At 57.2% G+C, this 17,544-nt stretch carries 16 protein-coding genes and 1 riboswitch; of the genes, 10 read left to right on the forward strand and 6 right to left on the reverse strand.

Translation table 11 applies throughout. The features are described 5' to 3' along the window. Window positions 1–3: 3 nt before the first annotated feature. Window positions 4–888, forward strand: a complete 885-nt coding sequence (gene amrB, locus DC28_RS10910; protein WP_037548574.1) for an AmmeMemoRadiSam system protein B — start codon at window positions 4–6, stop codon at window positions 886–888. A 29-nt stretch (window positions 889–917) separates the two neighbouring features. Next, window positions 918–2,429: a hypothetical protein gene (locus DC28_RS10915; protein WP_037548575.1), complete on the forward strand. Its 1,512-nt coding sequence runs from the start codon at window positions 918–920 to the stop codon at window positions 2,427–2,429. A gap of 91 nt (window positions 2,430–2,520) precedes the next feature. On the opposite strand, the gene DC28_RS15685 is transcribed toward DC28_RS10915, so the two are convergent. Beyond that, a complete protein-coding gene (locus DC28_RS15685; protein WP_052078783.1) occupies window positions 2,521–3,816 on the reverse strand; it encodes a FecR family protein in 1,296 nt (431 codons plus the stop codon). Between the two features lie 81 nt (window positions 3,817–3,897). Between DC28_RS15685 and DC28_RS10925 the strand changes: the two genes are divergently transcribed. Together DC28_RS10925 and murD are read left to right on the forward strand one after the other, a co-directional pair. After that, window positions 3,898–4,851, forward strand: a complete 954-nt coding sequence (locus DC28_RS10925) for a hypothetical protein (protein WP_052078784.1) — start codon at window positions 3,898–3,900, stop codon at window positions 4,849–4,851. Then, on the forward strand, window positions 4,826–6,331 hold the full coding sequence (gene murD / locus DC28_RS10930; RefSeq protein ID WP_037548576.1) for a UDP-N-acetylmuramoyl-L-alanine--D-glutamate ligase: 1,506 nt from the start codon (window positions 4,826–4,828) through the stop codon (window positions 6,329–6,331). Before DC28_RS10925 ends, murD begins: the two co-directional genes overlap by 26 nt. On the opposite strand, the gene DC28_RS10935 is transcribed toward murD, so the two are convergent. After that, on the reverse strand, window positions 6,328–7,653 hold the full coding sequence (locus DC28_RS10935; protein WP_156104661.1) for a YncE family protein: 1,326 nt from the start codon (window positions 7,651–7,653) through the stop codon (window positions 6,328–6,330). The genes murD and DC28_RS10935 overlap by 4 nt on opposite strands. Before the next feature lie 76 nt (window positions 7,654–7,729). Here DC28_RS10935 and DC28_RS10940 point away from each other — a divergent pair, with 76 nt between their 5' ends. The 5 genes from DC28_RS10940 (at window position 7,730) to DC28_RS10960 (ending at window position 13,126) form a co-directional block, all read left to right on the forward strand. Further along, complete coding sequence (locus DC28_RS10940; RefSeq protein WP_037548578.1) at window positions 7,730–8,947, forward strand: adenosine deaminase family protein; 1,218 nt, start codon at window positions 7,730–7,732, stop codon at window positions 8,945–8,947. Between the two features lie 134 nt (window positions 8,948–9,081). Further along, window positions 9,082–9,852, forward strand: a complete 771-nt coding sequence (locus DC28_RS10945; RefSeq protein WP_037548579.1) for a hypothetical protein — start codon at window positions 9,082–9,084, stop codon at window positions 9,850–9,852. A gap of 50 nt (window positions 9,853–9,902) precedes the next feature. After that, complete coding sequence (locus DC28_RS15690; protein WP_052078786.1) at window positions 9,903–11,159, forward strand: hypothetical protein; 1,257 nt, start codon at window positions 9,903–9,905, stop codon at window positions 11,157–11,159. Between the two features lie 169 nt (window positions 11,160–11,328). Further along, window positions 11,329–12,663, forward strand: coding sequence for a glycoside hydrolase family 18 protein (locus DC28_RS10955; protein WP_052078787.1), 1,335 nt, complete (start codon window positions 11,329–11,331; stop codon window positions 12,661–12,663). A gap of 85 nt (window positions 12,664–12,748) precedes the next feature. After that, entirely contained in the window at window positions 12,749–13,126 is a 378-nt protein-coding gene (locus tag DC28_RS10960; RefSeq protein ID WP_037548581.1) for a hypothetical protein, read from the forward strand. 28 nt (window positions 13,127–13,154) lie between these two features. Here the strand turns inward: DC28_RS10960 and ribH are convergent, their stop codons facing one another. From ribH to DC28_RS10980, 4 genes are all read right to left on the reverse strand, one after another. Then, window positions 13,155–13,658 carry a 6,7-dimethyl-8-ribityllumazine synthase gene (ribH, locus tag DC28_RS10965; RefSeq protein ID WP_052078788.1) on the reverse strand — a complete coding sequence of 168 codons (504 nt, stop codon included), beginning with the start codon at window positions 13,656–13,658 and terminating at the stop codon, window positions 13,155–13,157. A gap of 79 nt (window positions 13,659–13,737) precedes the next feature. After that, entirely contained in the window at window positions 13,738–14,436 is a 699-nt protein-coding gene (gene ribB, locus DC28_RS10970) for a 3,4-dihydroxy-2-butanone-4-phosphate synthase (RefSeq protein WP_052078789.1), read from the reverse strand. Next, entirely contained in the window at window positions 14,433–15,035 is a 603-nt protein-coding gene (locus tag DC28_RS10975) for a riboflavin synthase (RefSeq protein ID WP_037548582.1), read from the reverse strand. The genes ribB and DC28_RS10975 overlap by 4 nt, the downstream gene beginning before the upstream one ends. Beyond that, window positions 15,016–16,305: a bifunctional diaminohydroxyphosphoribosylaminopyrimidine deaminase/5-amino-6-(5-phosphoribosylamino)uracil reductase RibD gene (locus DC28_RS10980; RefSeq protein WP_037548584.1), complete on the reverse strand. Its 1,290-nt coding sequence runs from the start codon at window positions 16,303–16,305 to the stop codon at window positions 15,016–15,018. Before DC28_RS10980 ends, DC28_RS10975 begins: the two co-directional genes overlap by 20 nt. Window positions 16,306–16,569: 264 nt before the next feature. After that, a riboswitch (FMN riboswitch) is annotated at window positions 16,570–16,745 on the reverse strand. A 151-nt stretch (window positions 16,746–16,896) separates the two neighbouring features. Here DC28_RS10980 and DC28_RS15695 point away from each other — a divergent pair. Then, the coding region (locus DC28_RS15695; protein WP_156104668.1) for a metallophosphoesterase family protein at window positions 16,897–17,544 on the forward strand (648 nt) is incomplete at its 3' end.

The following is a 17,544-nucleotide window of genomic DNA, read 5'->3' on the forward strand; positions in this document are numbered from 1 at the left end:
GTGATGATTACTCCAATCCGCGAACCCCTGGTGGAGGGATTGTTTTACCCCCAGGAGACAGAAGAGTTACGAGGCATGATTCTCCAATTGTTGACCCAATCTACCCGGGAAGGTACCGAAACAGGGCCGGAGGCTACCCCCGGCCATCCCCCCCTGGGTCTGGTGGTCCCCAACGGCTCCTATTACCATTGCGGATCGGTCATGGCAAGGGGATACGCAGCGCTATCATCCCTCAGCCCTCCCCTCTCTGTAGCCCAGTACTCCCGAATAATCATTCTGGCCGGGGCACCCCACAGCGAAGCCCATTCAGCCCGGAGTGGGGCCTTCCTCAGCACCTCCGGCGCCTTCCGGACCCCCATGGGAACAAACCCTGTGGACACCCGGTTTCAGGAGACCCTGGTTTCCCTTTCGGGGTTGATTCAATTCAACGAAACCGCTCATTTGGAGGAACACGGGATCGAATTGCAGCTTCCCTTCATTCACTATACCTTCGGCGAGATCCCCGTGGTCCCTATCCTACTCTCCGGCTTTACCGCGAACCATGTGAAGTCACTGGCCTCGGCCCTCATGCTCTCCTTGGAAGATAGCCCCGGCCGCAGCCTGATCATCGTATCATCCAATATGTCGGGACCGGGGGATCTGGAATCAACCCAGAAAACCGCAGAGCTGGTGGTAACAGCCATAAAAAGCAGACTCTGGAACAGCTTGCTCGTCCCCTCGGGACAATCGTCAGAATCATTCCTTCCCCCGGCCGGTATCGGGGGCCTTGCCGCCCTATCCCTGCTCTACCGGGATTCTGACCATCAGCTCCTCGCCAGGGGATCGTCGCTTTCAGTAGACGGAAACCCGGAAGTTGTGGTGGAATACGCCTGCCTTGTGGTAGTATAAGGCTGATCACACCATGCCGGAGGCTCAAAATGCAATGTATCACCACGGGACCCTATACCCGGAGAATTGAATCCTCGGAAGGACGTAAACTGGGAATTGCCACCCATATTCCGGCCAGTGGCATGGGGATGCGCGGTTTATCCCAGAACCGGTATAAGGAAGCGATTATCCTGTACCCGGACCGGATTGATTATTGGAAACCCGAGTCGATCCGGGAGGATCAAAAGAAACTGCTCATCCTGGGCCCCTACCTGCCCCTCATCAGCCTGGAGGAGGTGCTTCATCTCCCCACAGAAAACCAGCTTCCCTATCTCGCACGCCTTGCCGGGGTTTTGGACCGGCTCTTTGATCACGAGGATTTTATCAGTCCGCTTTTCGGGGGGTCGGTATACTTCCTTGATGATTCCGGGGTGATGATCCTTCCCTTGGGCTGGAGCCAGCAGATCCTGCACTTCCTCTCCGACGATTTTACCAAACGCCTGGTATTACATAGCAGCCTGCCGGGCAGGTCCACGGCGAAACAACGGATGCTCTTTGCCTTCGGGGTGCTCTGGTACCGGGCAGTCACCGGGCAATTCCCCTTCGACGACACCGAGGACAAAACTGAGCCGGATATACTCCCGGAAGACGCCGGGGACCAGGAAGTACTCAATAATCCCGCCCAAGAAATGGAGATAGACGTGGAAGAGCGAAAACTCAACCGTCTCTTTCCCCCTCCCCACCTGCTTGAACCGAGTCTGCCGGCTCAGGCAGCCTCACAGATTTCCAGCCTATTAATTAACGACAGCAATAACCTCCCCGATGCCGCAAGTCTGGAAACGGCGGTCTCTGAGTGCCATACATGGATGACCAGCAAGACTCGGGTAGTGGGAGAACAGGAACTAGCACTCAAAAAGGAATCGGAACTGGTTTATAAAAAGCGTATGCGCCGGTTTGTAGTACAGAGGACCATCCGAAAACGCAGCGGTCTTATCGCGGCAGCTGCCCTTGGGGTGGTGCTAGTAATCAGTATTGCCAGCTCACTCATCGGCCGCGCCCTGGAACCTCCCCGGACCCTAGGCTTGCAACCCCAGGAGGTTGTCCGGACCTTTCTGGAGTCAATAAATACCATGGACCATGAGATGATGTCAGGATCGGTCCGCAACGGGGCTGGTTCGGACCTGATTAACTCGGTTCTCCAGATTTTTGCCACCGTCCAGGTGCGGCAAGCCTACGAGGGCCGGTATGTCCACGTGAGTCCCCAGCAGTGGCTGGACGAGGGCAAACCACCCCTGCCAGAGTCAACCCTGCTGTACGGTATTGCAAACCTTGAAATTCTGGATTCTCAACAGCCCGGTGATGATCCGGAGGGCATGACCATGGTGGATGTCCGGTATGAGATTTTTTCCCCTGATATTCGCCAAGAGGTTGCCAGCGACGGTAGAACCATAGCCGCTTCATATTATCAAAGCGGGATCATTACCCAGCGCTTCATCCTGGAACACCATCGGAATGCATGGTTTATCACGGAAATTGTAACCCTGGATGAGGAATCTCCCTGAGACCGTCCCCTCGATCCAGGGGCTAGGATGCTGCCCGGTGCCGCGCCAAAAGGCAAGCCGGTCATGTGAATCCTGTGACCAGGACAGGCACCTAGGGCAGGATATTGATGAAGTACAGAGGTAATCCCACCGCCAGGGAGACACCCGCTCCGGCGAAAAGGCCGATACTGATATCATCCACAATATTCCCCGGGGTTTCAAAAATCTGCTGGCCCCACAATGCAACAATAATGCCGGAAATACCGGAGAACGCCCCGGCCCCGGTCAAAATGACCCCCGCTGTTCGGCCGGGATTCCGCTGAAGAATCCTGGGTTGTATCTCGGGATACACGCTTTCGATGCTCACCACCGGCAGGGAGGTTATGGTATCCGCGAAGCTGGGTTCGGGCAGCTCAAGCTCCTTTACCCGGTTCTGGAGTTCCTCAGGGGTCAAGTCTCCCTGCTGAAGCGCCCGGCGCTCCGCAGCGAGCTGAATCTCCCGCCTAGCCTGGAGAATCTTAACCTTCAGCTGGGGAAACTCCTGGTTTATCTTTTCCACATCCACGGGTTGGGTTTTAAAGTTATTTTCCTGCCAGAAGCTGTTTATGGCCGTCTCAATGCCGCTCTGCTGGATAACCGGGGATCTGCCGGCCTGGGTGCCCACTTGACCCCCCGAGATTCCCGGTTCACCGGTTTCCTCCCCGGATGCCGGGGATTGGGGAGCAGGGGTGCGCAGACTTACCATCTGATTGGCGGAGATACGCACCGGCTGAGGGGTCGGTGCAGCCTGGGGTTGGCCACCCGGCTCCTGGCCGCCCTGGCCGGCAGCGTCGGGATCAGCCGGATCGGTACCGGACTCCCCGGGATCTTCGGCACCATCGGGTTCCGCGGCTTCTACCTCCACCGATCCCTCAAAACAGTACACCTGGGTCACCGGGTTGGTGAAACTGCCCCGCTCAACGACGTAATCAAATCCAAAGTCGGTGCCCCGTACCCCGGCTACAGCCTGACGGCCCCGAATCTGAAAGGGATCGGCACTGCCTACCCGCTCGACCTTCGCCCGGACCCGGCCGTAGAGCAGATCAAAGTTTCCGCCCCCGTTTTGAGCAATCTGTTGTATCTGGAAACTGGTATTCTCGGCGATCTTAAGGGTTGAGCGGGAGGGGAGCAGCTGAACCTCCAAGAATGTTCCATTCTCGGTCTGTACCAGATCACCCTCCAAAAGAGGCATGCCGATGACATCATCGGCGAACACATCGTAGGTCCGCAAGGATCCGTTCCTAAAAATGGATATCTCCGAACCGTCGGCGTAGAGAATCACCCCAAAAACATCTTCACCAACCAGGGGAGAAACTGTCAAAAATAGAAGAAACAGAGCCGTCATAACCCGTACAAGATGTGTTTTCATGTGTCACCTCACTGTAAATGTATCTCAAATACCCCGGGCTATCAATTGCATACCAGCCCAGACTTGATTATATTAGCCCTAATGGATTTTGCAGATTCCCGGATCGTCCTTGCAAGCACTGATACTACCCTGCAGGACCTCCTCCGCACCGCTCCCAACAACCCAGGCAGCTTCTCCCGGCACTTCACCCAGGGGGAGGATTTTTTTATCTCCCTGGCTGAACCGGTAACAGTGCCGTCCCTGCCCATTCACCATCCCGTGAACCAGCCGAAACCCGCCAAGGAGTACCGCCAGGGAATCCAGACCTTGGTAAGCCAATTAGTGCAACAGGTTCCCCAACTCTTTCAGGGACTGACCTATTTTTTTGATCCCCGGGATCATCTACGCCCCAGCTTCTACCAACTCTACCGAATAGCAGGGCAGTACTATCTCTACCTCCTGAAGATTGATCTCACCTTTCATCCCGGACGGCATCATACCTTGGCCCTGGGCAGCAACGACGCATCTCCTGAATACCGGACGAAGGCCTTGATTCTTGAAGCGGACATGATCCCCATATCCCGGATAGACAACGGAACCGACGGAACCAAACACCTGGTGGTTCACCAATCGGTTTCGGATACCTGGATCGGGGAAACCGGCCGGGGATATTTCGTGCAAGGAATATGGTTGGACCGTGAACTAACCAAGTTTTTTTCCAAGCTCTTCCTCCCCCGGGGTAAACGCACCTATCCCTACTACCCCTTCACCTGTAAATACCGCTCGATCTGTCTCACGGTAATTCACCTGGACGCCCAGGGGCGGAAGGGATTTCTGCCCCTTCTTCACCAGGCCCGGGGGTACATATTGGATCACCTGGCAACCATTGAGGATGCCCTGCGGAACCAGGAATTTTCCGAGAACCTGCCGGCCTTCGCCTCTCTCTATGAGGAGATCCCCGATTCCCTGCGCCGCGGATTCTCAACAATTTCCATGGAAGCCTATCTAAACGACCAAGAAATGAGAGAATATGAAATCATTGAAAAATCCCTCTGATTTGGCAGGCCTCAAGGTAACCGTCCAAGGTCTGGGACTGCACGGCGGCGGTGTCGCCACAGCCCGCTACCTGGCAAGACACGGAGCCCTGGTAACCGCCACCGATCTACGCTCCGAGACGGTTCTGGCTCCGAGTATTCAATCCCTGGAGGGGCTTCCTATTCGGTTCGTCCTGGGCTGTCATGAAGATCGGGACTTCAGCGCCGCCGACCTGGTCATCAAGAACCCCGCAGTGCGCCGGGACAACCCCTATCTGGCCATGGCTCGGAACATCCACACCGACATTTCCCTGTTTTTGGGGTTCTATACCGGGCCGGTACTGGGGATCACCGGGAGTAAGGGCAAAAGTTCTACGGCCTCTGCCCTTCACCACGGGCTTCGGCAGACTATTCCCGGAACGCGATTGGGGGGGAACATAACCGTTTCGCCCCTGGCCTTTCTGGATGAGATTTTAGGTGATTCCCATGCCCCAGGCCATGCACCCGCCCCCGGGGCACCCGTGCAATCCCTCCCCCCGGTGGTCCTGGAGCTATCAAGCTTTCAACTCGGCGATCTCCCCCTCAGCTCCACACAGTTTACCGGGCTATTCTCCGGAATAACGAACATCCACCGAGATCACCAGGATTACTACGGAGCCATGGAACCCTATGTGGCTGATAAAGAGCTGATCTACCAACATCAGCCCCGGAGCGCCCGGGGGGTGTTTTTTACATCTCAAGACTGGGGCCGCAGCTTCGCCCGCCGGGCCATCGCCCGGGGGGCAGGGGATGTTTGGGCTGTCAGGGAAAACGCGAACAGTTCCGATGGGCAGGATTCTCCGGATACCACCTTCTCCGGCTCCTTCTACCTGGCTGACCGCGGCGGGAGGGAACTCTGGGGGATGTGTCATCCCCGAAACCGTGCCCCTTTTGCGGTGTTCTCAGAAAACAGGCGGGTTGCTGGGGCCCAGCAGGGCTTAAACCTGCTCTTCGCTGCAGCCGGAATGGAGAAATTCGGTGTAGACCCCGGACAAATCCTCCAAGCCCTGGACAGCTACCCCGGGATTGAACACCGTATGGAGTTCTGCGGCCAGGTAAATGGCGTGGACTGTTACAATGATTCCGCTGCCACCATCCCTGAAGCTGTCCTAAGTGCCGTCCAGAGTCTCGCGGCACCGGTCCATCTGGTAACCGGCGGCACCGATAAAAACCTGGATTTTTCCCTGTTCTCGCGCATTGGTGCCCTGCCCGCCACCATCTCCGTGTTAGACGGCAGCGCTGCTCCGGGAATAACCCGGGCCCTCCGGGAGGCCGGCCGCCCCTATTCCGGTCCCCACCCCGATCTGAAATCCTCCGTTACCGCAGCCTTGGATAATGCGCGTCAGGGAGAGGTACTCATTTTCAGTCCGGGATGTGCCAGTTTCGGGATGTTCCTGAACGAATTCGACCGCGGTAGGCGCTTTAAGGCCCTCATCGCGGATCTGGCCCGAGGAGCACCCTAGGGCAGGTCTACCTGAAAGAATTCCAGATTATGGTCAAGAAAATCCGTGGTAGCAAGAAGGCTGCCGTCGGGACTCAGGGCCAAACCGGTGGGTTGGTTTCGTCCCCAAACCCGTCCCACCACCTCCATGGTTCGGGTATCCAATACAGAAATCGTACCGAAGTCAGGACCCTTGAGCAGGTACGATTCGGGATTGTTCCGGCCCCGGGAACTAACAAAGAGATAGCGTCCGTCCCGGCTTAGGGCGATGGTATTGAGCTTGGGAGCAAGGTCTGTTCGGCTAACCAGGGTTTCATCGGAGGTATCATACACCCAGATATCCCCATGGTACATATCGCTGATATACAAGCGGTTTACAGCGGAATCCAGAACCATGTGGCGTTTTGCCCCCCAGCCCGTGGGTATGGTCTTGATACGTTCTCCCGTGGTCAGATCAAAGACGTCGATACCGTCGCCCTCGTAAATCCCTGCATAGAGCTTTGTTCCCTCGGCATTGATCGCCATTCCCCTGGGGGTTCCGGAGGCTGCCAGGTGGCCGATAACCCGGTGTTCCTCCACCGACACAATGCTAATATCTTCGGACAACCAATTGGAAACATAGGCGTACTGCTCCCGGGAATCCACGGTAATAACCTTGCTCCACTCTCCCCGGGTCGGAAAGCTGGAAACCGGTTCCAGGGTGTCCAGATCAATAACATGGACCCTCCCGGCGGTCATCTGGCTCAGCCAGATCTCTCCCCGTTGAGGAAGCACCGCCCATTCCACAAATCCCCGGTGGCGCCCCCACTCTGGGATGGCCACCCGGCGCAGATGTTCCGGGGGATCGGTTCGGTACACATCGTAACCCGGTCCGTTTAGCTGGGCCGCCAGGAGGTACTGGCCGTCGGGGGTAAAAACCACGGATTTCGGTTGACTGCCTGTGGGGAGCTCCCCCCGAAGGGGTAAGATAGAATCCAGGGGTTCCAGCTTCTCGTCTACCTCCCGGATCGTTCCGGCTTCGAGATTGTGAAGGGTGATATACTTGCTATGGTAGCCCGGACTCCGAAGTTCAAAGAGCCGCGACCCGGTACGCAGGATGTAATCACGCCAGGTATCCCGCCTGTTGTCCGGCTCGAGTATCTGGCCGGAGAGCACATCCACCAGCTGGGTTTCCTGGGGGAAGACCTTCAGGGAAAGCCGTGCGGTTCCCTGGGCAGCCAGGGATTGGGCCGGGACCGCGGCATACAAAAAAACCCAGCACACCAGGAACAAAAATCCGGTACGGGTTGACGAAACAGCCCCCCAGCCCCGGAGGCGTTGGAATCTACCTTGAAGAATCACCATGGTCACATAGTATTGTCCCAGAAAGTGCTTTGCAATACCCGGTGTCCGACAGTACTATGAACACAAGGAGCGCCCTATGAGTTGGTATAGCCCGGAATTCCTCCGTGAAATTCCTAAGACCGATCTGCACGTCCACCTGGATGGCAGCCTTCGCCTGGAGACCCTCATTGAGCTCGCCCGAGATCAAGGGGTGGAGCTTCCCAGCTATACCCCTCAGGGTCTGTTAGACCAGGTTTTCAAACCCCACTACGAGAATCTCAACGAGTATCTGGCCGGCTTTGCGTACACCACTGCGGTTATGCAGACACCGGATGCCCTGGAACGGGTGGCCTATGAGCTAGCCATGGATAATGCCGCAGAGGGGGTCCGGTACGTTGAGGTGCGATTTGCCCCCCAGCTTCACATGGGTGATGCCCTGGACTTTGACCAGGTTATGGAAGCGGTGGATAGGGGATTGAAACGCGCCAGATCGGAGATTAATGCCGCTCTGGTTCCCGGACAGCCCGAGTTCGAATTCGGGATCATTGTCTGCGCCATGCGGTATTTCAACCAGCATTTTTCCCAGTATTACCAGGATTTTGTCCGTGCCCACCGCTATTCCAGCGAAAAGGAGATTATCCGTTTTGCCAGTCAGGAACTGGCAAAAGCCTCCATCCGTCTGCGCCAGAGCTCAGAAATTCAGCTGGTAGGGTTCGACCTGGCGGGCAGCGAATACGGGTACCCCGCCAGCGCCCATGAAGAAAGTTACGATATCGCCCACAGCTCCTTCCTGAAAAAAACCGTTCACGCCGGGGAAGCCTACGGTCCTGAGAGCATCTTTCAGGCCATCACCAGTTTGCATGCCGACAGGATCGGCCACGGTTTGCATCTCTTTGATGCCGGAGCGATCACCAATCCGGTTATTCAAAACCCCCAGGGCTATGTGAACCAGCTGATAAACTACATTGCCGATAACCGAACCACCCTGGAGGTCTGTCTTACCAGCAATCTCCAGACCGTTCCTGCCATTCGCGGTGATTTAAAGAACCATAGCCTGGGCAAGATGCTGGAGAACCGCCTCTCTGTGACCCTGTGCACCGATAACCGGTTGGTCAGCCATACAACCCTTACCCAGGAACTGCAGCTTGCCCTGGATCATTTCGCCATAGACCCTAAGATGCTTAAAAATATTATTATCTACGGATTCAAGCGGAGTTTCTTCTACCGCCCCTACTCCCAGAAGCGGGACTGGGTCCGTTCCGTCATTACCTACTACGACACCATCGCGGAAAAACACGGGATTTCTGCACAGTAAGGGTATCTGTGGTACCATGGAAGGCAGTACCGATGAGATCCAGGGTAGTTTTGGTTCAGTACCATGAACCAACCGCACCCGTGCTGCACACCACTCCCTGGTAATTTGTCTACCAGAAACCAAGGAGGAATGGAATGAGAGGATCACGGAACCTAAAACACAGCCTCGGCGTCCTGATTGTGGGAACAGGATTGGCACTTCTTCTCGGCTGTGCAACTCCCTCAGGTGAGGCGCCTGCCTCAGAACAGGGGGCTACAGCAGAGCAAGCCCCAAAACAGGAGCAGCCAGGGGAACCCCGGGTAGGCGTTCCGGGCCCCGGAGGCGGAATCATTTTTTATGATGATCAGGTCGGGTTCGATTTTAATGGGGACGGGACTATTGGTGAAAACGAGAAGAACCTTTTACAGTTCAGCTATCTCCAGGGAAAACGGTTTTTGGAAGCGGCACCCCGAGGGTGGAATCTTCCAGAATCCAGAAACGATCCCGTTGTTCACTGGGGTGGAGATTCGTATAACATCTCTGCAATTGAGGACGTTGAAATTAATCTAGTAGCCCCCGAGGCTGAGCATATAAGCGCAACCCTCGGCAACGGTGCCCGGAACACTCGTTTGATTCTCGAATCCTTGGCTGAGGAAACCCAGGAAACCGATACTGCAGCCCACCTCTGTGCTAATTTCCGTGGGGGTGGATTCGATGATTGGTTTCTTCCCTCGGTGGGCGAGGTTGTGGTACTCCACGGCATGAGAAATACGGTGGACGGCCTCATTATGGAAGCCTACAATACCTCATCTGAAAGCCTCTTTAATAATCTACGCTGGGTGGTGACCATGCATGAGGACGGCTTTGGGGTCGATACCAGACGGAAGTACCACACTGCCAGGGTCCGGCCCATACGGGCGTTCTAAAACAGGAACCCAGAGGAACATTCAACAATCTATCCCGGGAGGAACGAGTCGTGGCACATCGAATACTCTATGAACGCAGTCAGGCAGCCTTCAGCAGGGTGTACCACCTCGGCCGCCGGGATACGAATTTGCTCTCTCGGCTCCTAGGCCAGGACAACCGGATCCTAACCTTGTTGGAGGTGCTACAGGCCGTTCAACCCGGGGGCGAGAGCTCCCTGGGCATACAGGATATCCGGGTTGAGGATATAATCGGATCCGAGTCTAAGGGCGATGATTTCTCCCGAGATTTTTATCCTCGCAAACCCTGGATGGCCGGGCGGTGGACCACCATCCACCACCTTATGAGCCAAGGAACCCTTGATCAAGCCATATCGGTATTCGAGCTGGGCGGCAGGTATTTCGTCCGGGACGGCCACCACCGGGTGAGTGTGGCCAAGGCCATCGGCCGGGTATTCATTACAGCGGAGGTGCGATCCATAGCCCTGCCCTACGGGATCGAGGCCGATACGGATCGGAATATGCTTGCGGTATTGGCAGGTAAAGATCACTTCCATAGTAAAACTGGGATGTTCCATTTTGTGAGGGATCAAGAGTTTCGGGTTCAGCGGAGAGATACCTGGTCCTGGCTGGAACGGGAGATATGTGATTTCAACCGCCAGTATTTTATCCGGCGTTTCGGAAGGCAGCCCAAATCCATGGAGGAACAGATTACCGGCTGGTACAAAAACCTCTACCGGAATGCCATGGATTATATTCACCATAATTCCCTGGCCTACCTATTTCCCGGTTACGATGAGACGGATGTCTTTGTCGAGATGATTCGGTTCTGGAACGGTTTCGACCAACCCGATGATCTCTGGCTGGGGGATATGTATAGACAGTTTGTAGCCCGGCACAGCATAAAAAATCCCCTGGCGGCCCTCATACACCGAGGTCGGCGTTTCTTCCGGCAACTGGCTCAGAGTCCCGAGGATGAGTTTAGACTCTTTCTCCGGGTGAGCCAGATCCCGGACTTGTACCCCGAGGCCCCCCTTCTTCCCCATGAGCCGGGGGTCTACCGCCTCTGTTACCAACAGCTGATAGGTCGCACCGCTCAGGTGCTGCAACAACACCTCGGCCGAGCTCCCTATATCCACGAACTGACCGAACTATGGTACCACCGATACTACAAGCCCATGGCACTATTCTGCCTAACCCGCGAGTCCCCCAAGGAACAGTCTGGATTGTTTCTTAGGATGAGCAGGCGATGGTTCGTTCCGGTAATCACTGGAACCCGTGACATTCAGGAAATCCTACCAGATCAGTGAACCGTCCTCCCCGGGATGCTGCATTCGTCATGGAACAGGTGCGGTACGTGACGTTGAAACACCTCCTGTGGCCACCCCTTGGTTGGTTAGTCCATTGCACTTATTTAATGGACAGGACCGAATTTCAAGGCTATCCTGAACTATCCCGTGTACAAAAGGAGGAATTACCATGGGTAAAAACAATGGATATCTGCTGCTGGCAGCCGTGGTCTGTGCCGTGGGTGTAGGCTGTGCAACCCCGGGAAGCGGATCAGCCGATGTACCGCAAAGCGGCGACCCGATGGTTGCGGAAGAGCAGCCCGAAATGAGCCAGGTAGGGGCGGCACCCTTTCAGCGGGTGGTGACCGGCTATTTTATCCAGTGGGGAATCTACGGCCGGGCATATCATGTCTGGGATATTCCCGCGGAGCATCTGAGCCACCTGCTCTACGCCTTCGCAGAGGTCGGAGAGGATCATACCATCACCCTCCTGGATCCTTGGGCGGATGTGGATAACCCCTTCCCTGATTCACCCCTGAACGACCAAGAGATTCTATCCTCCCTGGATTTCCGGGGGAATTTTGCCCAGCTGGTCCTCCTAAAGCATGCCTATCCCCACCTGAAGACCCTCATCTCCGTTGGCGGTTGGACAAAATCCGGGCGGTTCTCGGACATGGCAGCCACCGAGCAGGGCCGTCGGTCCTTTGCTGAGTCATGCGCCGCCTTTGTGATGAAGTATCAGTTTGATGGCATTGATATCGACTGGGAATATCCCGTCGGCGGCGGGCTGCCAGAAAACTCCGCCCGCCCCGAGGACCGGGAAAACTATACCCTGATGATGGAAGCCATCCGGAAAGCCCTGGATGGGGCGGAGGAAAAAACCGGTAAGGAGTACCTTCTCACCGGGGCGACTTCGGCCGATCTAGAAAAAATTGCGAACATCGAATTTGATAAGGTCCACAGGATCATGGATTACATCTATGTTATGGCATACGATTTAGCTGGCGGATGGAGTCAACAGACAAACCACCAAGCCCCTCTCTTCTTTAACCCGGATCAACATAGCCGCGCTCAGGAGTTAGACCTGCCCGCCCAGCCGGAGCATTACACGGTATCAGCAGCCATCCGGGGCTACCTGGATGCCGGTGTCCCCCCCGAGAAGTTGGTACTGGGGGTTCCCTTCTACGGCCGGGGCTGGTATACCGAACCGGGGCTGGAGGATGGCATGTTTCAGAAGGTTACCGATCCCCTACCTCAGGGTACCTGGGAGCCTGGAGCCTGGGATTACGATGACATCAAGGCAAACCACCAGAGACCGGAGACCTACCGGATGGATCAGAAGGCGATGGCCAGTTACCTGTACAACCCGGAAACCGGCTTAGTCATCAGCTATGACAGCCCGGAAATCATGGAACGGAAGGCTGAATTCGTAGTGGATCAGGGACTTGGGGGCATGATGTTCTGGGAAATCACCCAGGATAGAGACCTCGACCTAATCTCGATTATCAGCAGGATGATGCAGTAGGGGCGCTCGGGGCAGAGATGTGATCCTAGGGATAGTTTCATCCTGCCCCTATGCCCCCCGAGGGTTCCCATGATACAATTTTTCCATGTACCCATCCAAAAAAATGACGGCCGCAGTCCTCAAGGCACGCAAGGAACTGCAGCGTAATCCTGAATCAGAACCGGAAACCCTCGGCAATCTCCAGCAGCAGTTCCTCCGCACCCTTCCCCGGAGCGTACCACCGGGACTGGGAGATGAGCTATTTGCCTGGGCCTGGCCCCGGACCCTGGATCAGAACCGAAACGATCTGCTGGGCGACCTCTGTGATCTCTTTTCCATGGATTATGACGAGCAGGCTGATCCCCTAACCCCGGATGACTGGGCATACATCAGCGATATAGTCAGCGATTTCGATCAGGATCTGGAACTCAGCCTGCTCCAGTACATCATGATCCGGGTGGTAGACCACGGAGCTCTGGACTAACCAGGGCTCTTCCGTGACCTACACACCCCTACTCAATACGGTTGAGCAGGTCGATCATCTCCAGCAGACCCAGGGCGGCATCCCATCCCTTGTTGCCCGATTTTATGCCCGCACGGTCCAGAGCCTGGTCGGTGGTATTGGTTGTCAGAACCCCGAAGCTGATGGGGATCCCGGTCTCCAGGCTTGCCTGGGCAATACCCTTGCTGGTTTCGGCGCTAACATACTCAAAATGGGGCGTATCCCCCCGGATAACAGCCCCCAGGGCGATTACACCGTCCCACTTTCCCGAAGCGGCATAGCGTTTCGCCGCCAGAGGAAGTTCCCAGGCCCCGGGCACCTTGCAAACCTCTACATCTCCCGGGTCGACTCCGTGCCGGACCAGACAGTCCAGGGCACCCTGGGTAAGGGGCTCGGTGGCGAAGCTGTTAAAACGGCTGACTACCAGGGCAATCCTACGCCCCTGTCCATGGTAACGGCCCTCAATCCAACGGGGCTGCTTGGCAGCCGTGTTCGTGTTAGGTGTATCTTGCATATGATTCTCCTCTATCCCCGAATTTCGGGGTACTGTGTTTGTTCCCAAGGGAATTGCAGGGTGTATCGTTCCTGAATCTCTAGGGTGATTCCAATGCCAGGGCAATTACAATGTCCTGGATGCTACAGAGCGGCATGGCCAGCTCCGAGGCCAGGCTTTGCAGATCCCCGGCCCGGGCCATGGTGCCGTCGGGATTCAGGATCTCGCAGATGACCCCGGCGCTCCGACGCCCCGCCGCCCTGCATAGCTCCACCGCAGCCTCGGTATGTCCCCGGCGTTGGACCAATCCGCCGGACCGGGCCGCCAGGGGAAAGATGTGGCCCGGGCGCCGAAGATCTCCCGGGGTGCTGGCTGGGTCGGATAGGACCCGCAGGGTTCTTAGACGGTCGGCAATAGAAATTCCCGTGGTAATACCCTGGGCAGCATCCACCGAAACGGTAAAGGCCGTTCCCTGAGCATCCCCGGGGGTCGGCAGGTCCGAATATTCGGTAGCTGCATCGGGCAACGGCCCTGCAGTCTGGGGGCCCAGCTGCAAACCCCGGATAATCTCCGGCCCCAGGGCGACGCAGACCAACCCGGCCCCGCGATGCACCATGGTATTCAGGTCGGCGTAGGAAATGTCCTGGGCGGGGGCGATAAAATCCCCCTCATTCTCCCGGTCTTCATCATCCTGGACAATTACCATCCCCCCCCGGGCCAGACGCTCCAACACCGCCCCGACCCGCTGCCGTGCCTGGTGGAGCTCCCATCGGGTGTACCGTGTAGTTTGAATCGTCATCTCAATCCTCCTCTGACCTCGGCCAGCCGGGCAATGTAGCGGCCCACTATGTCCGTTTCTAGATTCATCTGATCCCCGACCCGGCGATGAGCCAGAGTGGTATGCTCCCGGGTATGGGGAATGACATTGCACACCACCTCATCGCCCCGGATGCTGCTGATGGTCAGACTGATTCCGTCCAGACAGATGGATCCCTCGGGAATACAGAGGTGGAGTTTTTCCTGGGGGATTCTAACGCCCAGGTACCAGTTAGACCCCTGCTGATGCCACCGGGTGATGGTAACCCGGCATTCCCCATGCCCCTGGACGATGTGGCCGTCAAACCGGCTGTCCCCAGCCATGGCACGTTCAAGATTTACCGCATCCCCTATGCCCAAGAGGCCGAGGTTCGTTTTCCCCAGGCTCTGCTCCAGGGTATCCACGGCAAACCAGTCCGGACCCGAAGCGATGACCGTTTGGCAAACGCCGTTAACCGCTACGGAGGCCCCGAGGGCCAGGTGGGGAAGCGTAGAGGTCTGAATCCGCAGCCGCCGACAACCCGGATCGGTGATATCTACCCGGATTACCCGGCCTTGCTCCTCAATGAGTCCGGTGAACATAGGCTGCCTCCTGAGAAATCCCATGGGCGTTCGGGTTGTCGGCGGGGAGATCAAAAAGATTCACCTCGGTGCTGCCGATCTGCCAGCTGTACCGCCGCTTCATGGGGAGATTCGGTCCCCCGGGGAACCCTGGAAGATACTCCATGGCGTTAATCCCCCGTCCTAGGAGTACCGGCTCACGGAACCAGAGCAGCCGGTTCACCAACCCGGCCCTGAGAAAGGAGGCACTGAGACGCGGCCCGGTTTCCACAAGGGTTCGGGTGATCCCCCTGTCCCGGAGATGCTCAAGCACCCTCCCGGGGTTGAGTCCGCCCAGGGGATGAACGTCCCGGGGCTGGAGGGCCTGGATCTGGAATCCCCGGGCCTGTAGATCCTGGGAGCGCTGCACCATGGCTGGGGAATCCAGGGGACCGCAGAATATCAACACCGGTCCTGCATCCAGGGTATCTACCAGGGCAAGATCCGCCCCGGGACGGGCTGCATTGAGACGGGTGTCCATAATTACCCGGAGGGGTTGGCGTACCGGGGTGTACCCCGGAGCCCCGGCCAGATACCGGGGGTTATCCGTCAGCAGGGTTCCCAGGCCGAAGATAACCGCCTGGAAGTTTCCCCGAAGCACCCTGGCCCAGTCCCTGGCTGCGGGACTGGTGATATCCATGGTCTGTTCCAGGCTGGGCCCGATCTGCCCCTCCCAGGAAGTGGCGATTTTTAGGGTTACTCCGGCGTCGCCGGGGATGAGCAGGGAGGAGGGAACCTCCTGGGAATCCTCCCCTTGGTCCTGGGGCGGGGATTGGGAATCTCCGGGTAATTCCCGGGTTAACATCATTGCCAGGTAATCGGGGTTCAGGCTTAGGGCCTGGGCTGCCCCGGGACCAATGTCCACATCAATCCCTGCCCGGCGGAGGGCACTGATGCCCCGGCCCCGGACTCGGGGATTGGGATCCAGGGTGGCAATTATTACCCGGGCTATCCTGTGGCGGATAATGAGGTCGGTACAGGCCGGGCGGTGTTTGCCCGGATAGGTGGAACAGCAGGGCTCCAGGGTACAGTAGAGCTCGGCCCGGGAAAGATCCTGGAGGCTCGCTCCACCCTCCAATGCGGATTGTATTGCAGCCTCTTCAGCGTGGGGCTGGCCGGGTCCGGGGTGGTACCCCTGGCCTATGATCTGCGAATCCAGAACCAGAACGGCGCCTACCCTGGGATTGGGATGCACCTCCGGTCCTGCCGTGCGGGCAAGTTCTATTGCCCGGTCCATGGGTGAGTTGGTCATGCAGGACTCCTCGGCTGACCTGCCGGGTAAAAAAATACCCTGGCCGGTCAAAGGGTCCAGGGCATGGTGGTTTTCGGGAAGAGTTGTTGAAACAGTACCCTCCTAGAAACAGGAGGATGATTGCCCGGTTTCGAAGCTGGAACACCGAGTGCGGCATGCAGTCCGGACATTCAAATCACCCTAGAATTCTAGGATTACCCCGATAATCCGACCCCAGGATCCTCTTTGGAGGCACCCTGGTCCCTATCCGGGGCTGTTCTGTTTACAGATTTTCTCCCATCCGGACTATACCGTCGGTACCGGAATTCCACCGGTTCAGTTTGGTCTTGCCAGTCGAATGCTGTGCATCCGCCGTGGAAGGCGCCAAGGTCGCGGACTATCACCGCCGGTCGGGAATTGCCCCTTCAACGAAGGAGGCGCACCCTGCCCTGAAAATCGTAGATTCATACTACTAAGAAACGGCGGGATTGTCCATGGTCTCCCCCCGCCTGAGGGATGCATATCCTAAGGGGTGGCTCGGGCGGTACCGGTATTCGGGCTGTTTTGGGAAACCTGCTCTACAAGGAGGTGAATTTAGGGTATAAGGGTAGTATGAGAATTTTGCACACCGCTGATTGGCACCTCGGAAAGCGGCTGGGTCCGTTTTCCCGGCTGGAAGAACAGAGGGATTTTCTCCAGGAGCTGGTGGAACTATGCAGGAGTCACCGGGTGGATATGGTGGTAGTCGCCGGGGATGTATTTGACGTCCCCAACCCATCCAGTGAGGCGGTGGAGCTGCTATACCGTTCCCTTAAGATTCTGGCTGAGGACGGAAACAGACCGGTGGTGGTTATCGGGGGAAATCACGATTCAGCGGAGCGAATTGATGCCCCGGATCCCTTGGCCCGGGAGAACGGTATCTTTTTCTACGGATCACCCCTTGCCCAGCCCGGAGACTGTAATCTGGCCTGCGGTTTACGGGTTCGCCATCCCGAGCCGGGATTCGCCCGGTTCTCCCACCCGGCCTGGGACCGGGAGGTCGCCCTGATCGTGGCTCCCTTCGCGAATGAACACCGCCTGAAGCTTTCTCTGCCCGTGGAGGAGGGAACATCGCCGTTTGCCCAGGAGGACCGGAACACCCGTGAAATGCCACAGCCCGACGGCACCCCTGCCGCCCCGGAGAACCAGCCACAGCCCGCCCTCGAATCCGGGAGCACTCCAAACACGGGAAGTCAGCCCCGGCTCGATGCAGGCTCCGAG

The sequence above is a fragment of the Spirochaeta lutea genome, assembly GCF_000758165.1.
GTDB classification, from domain to species: domain Bacteria; phylum Spirochaetota; class Spirochaetia; order DSM-27196; family Salinispiraceae; genus Spirochaeta_D; species Spirochaeta_D lutea.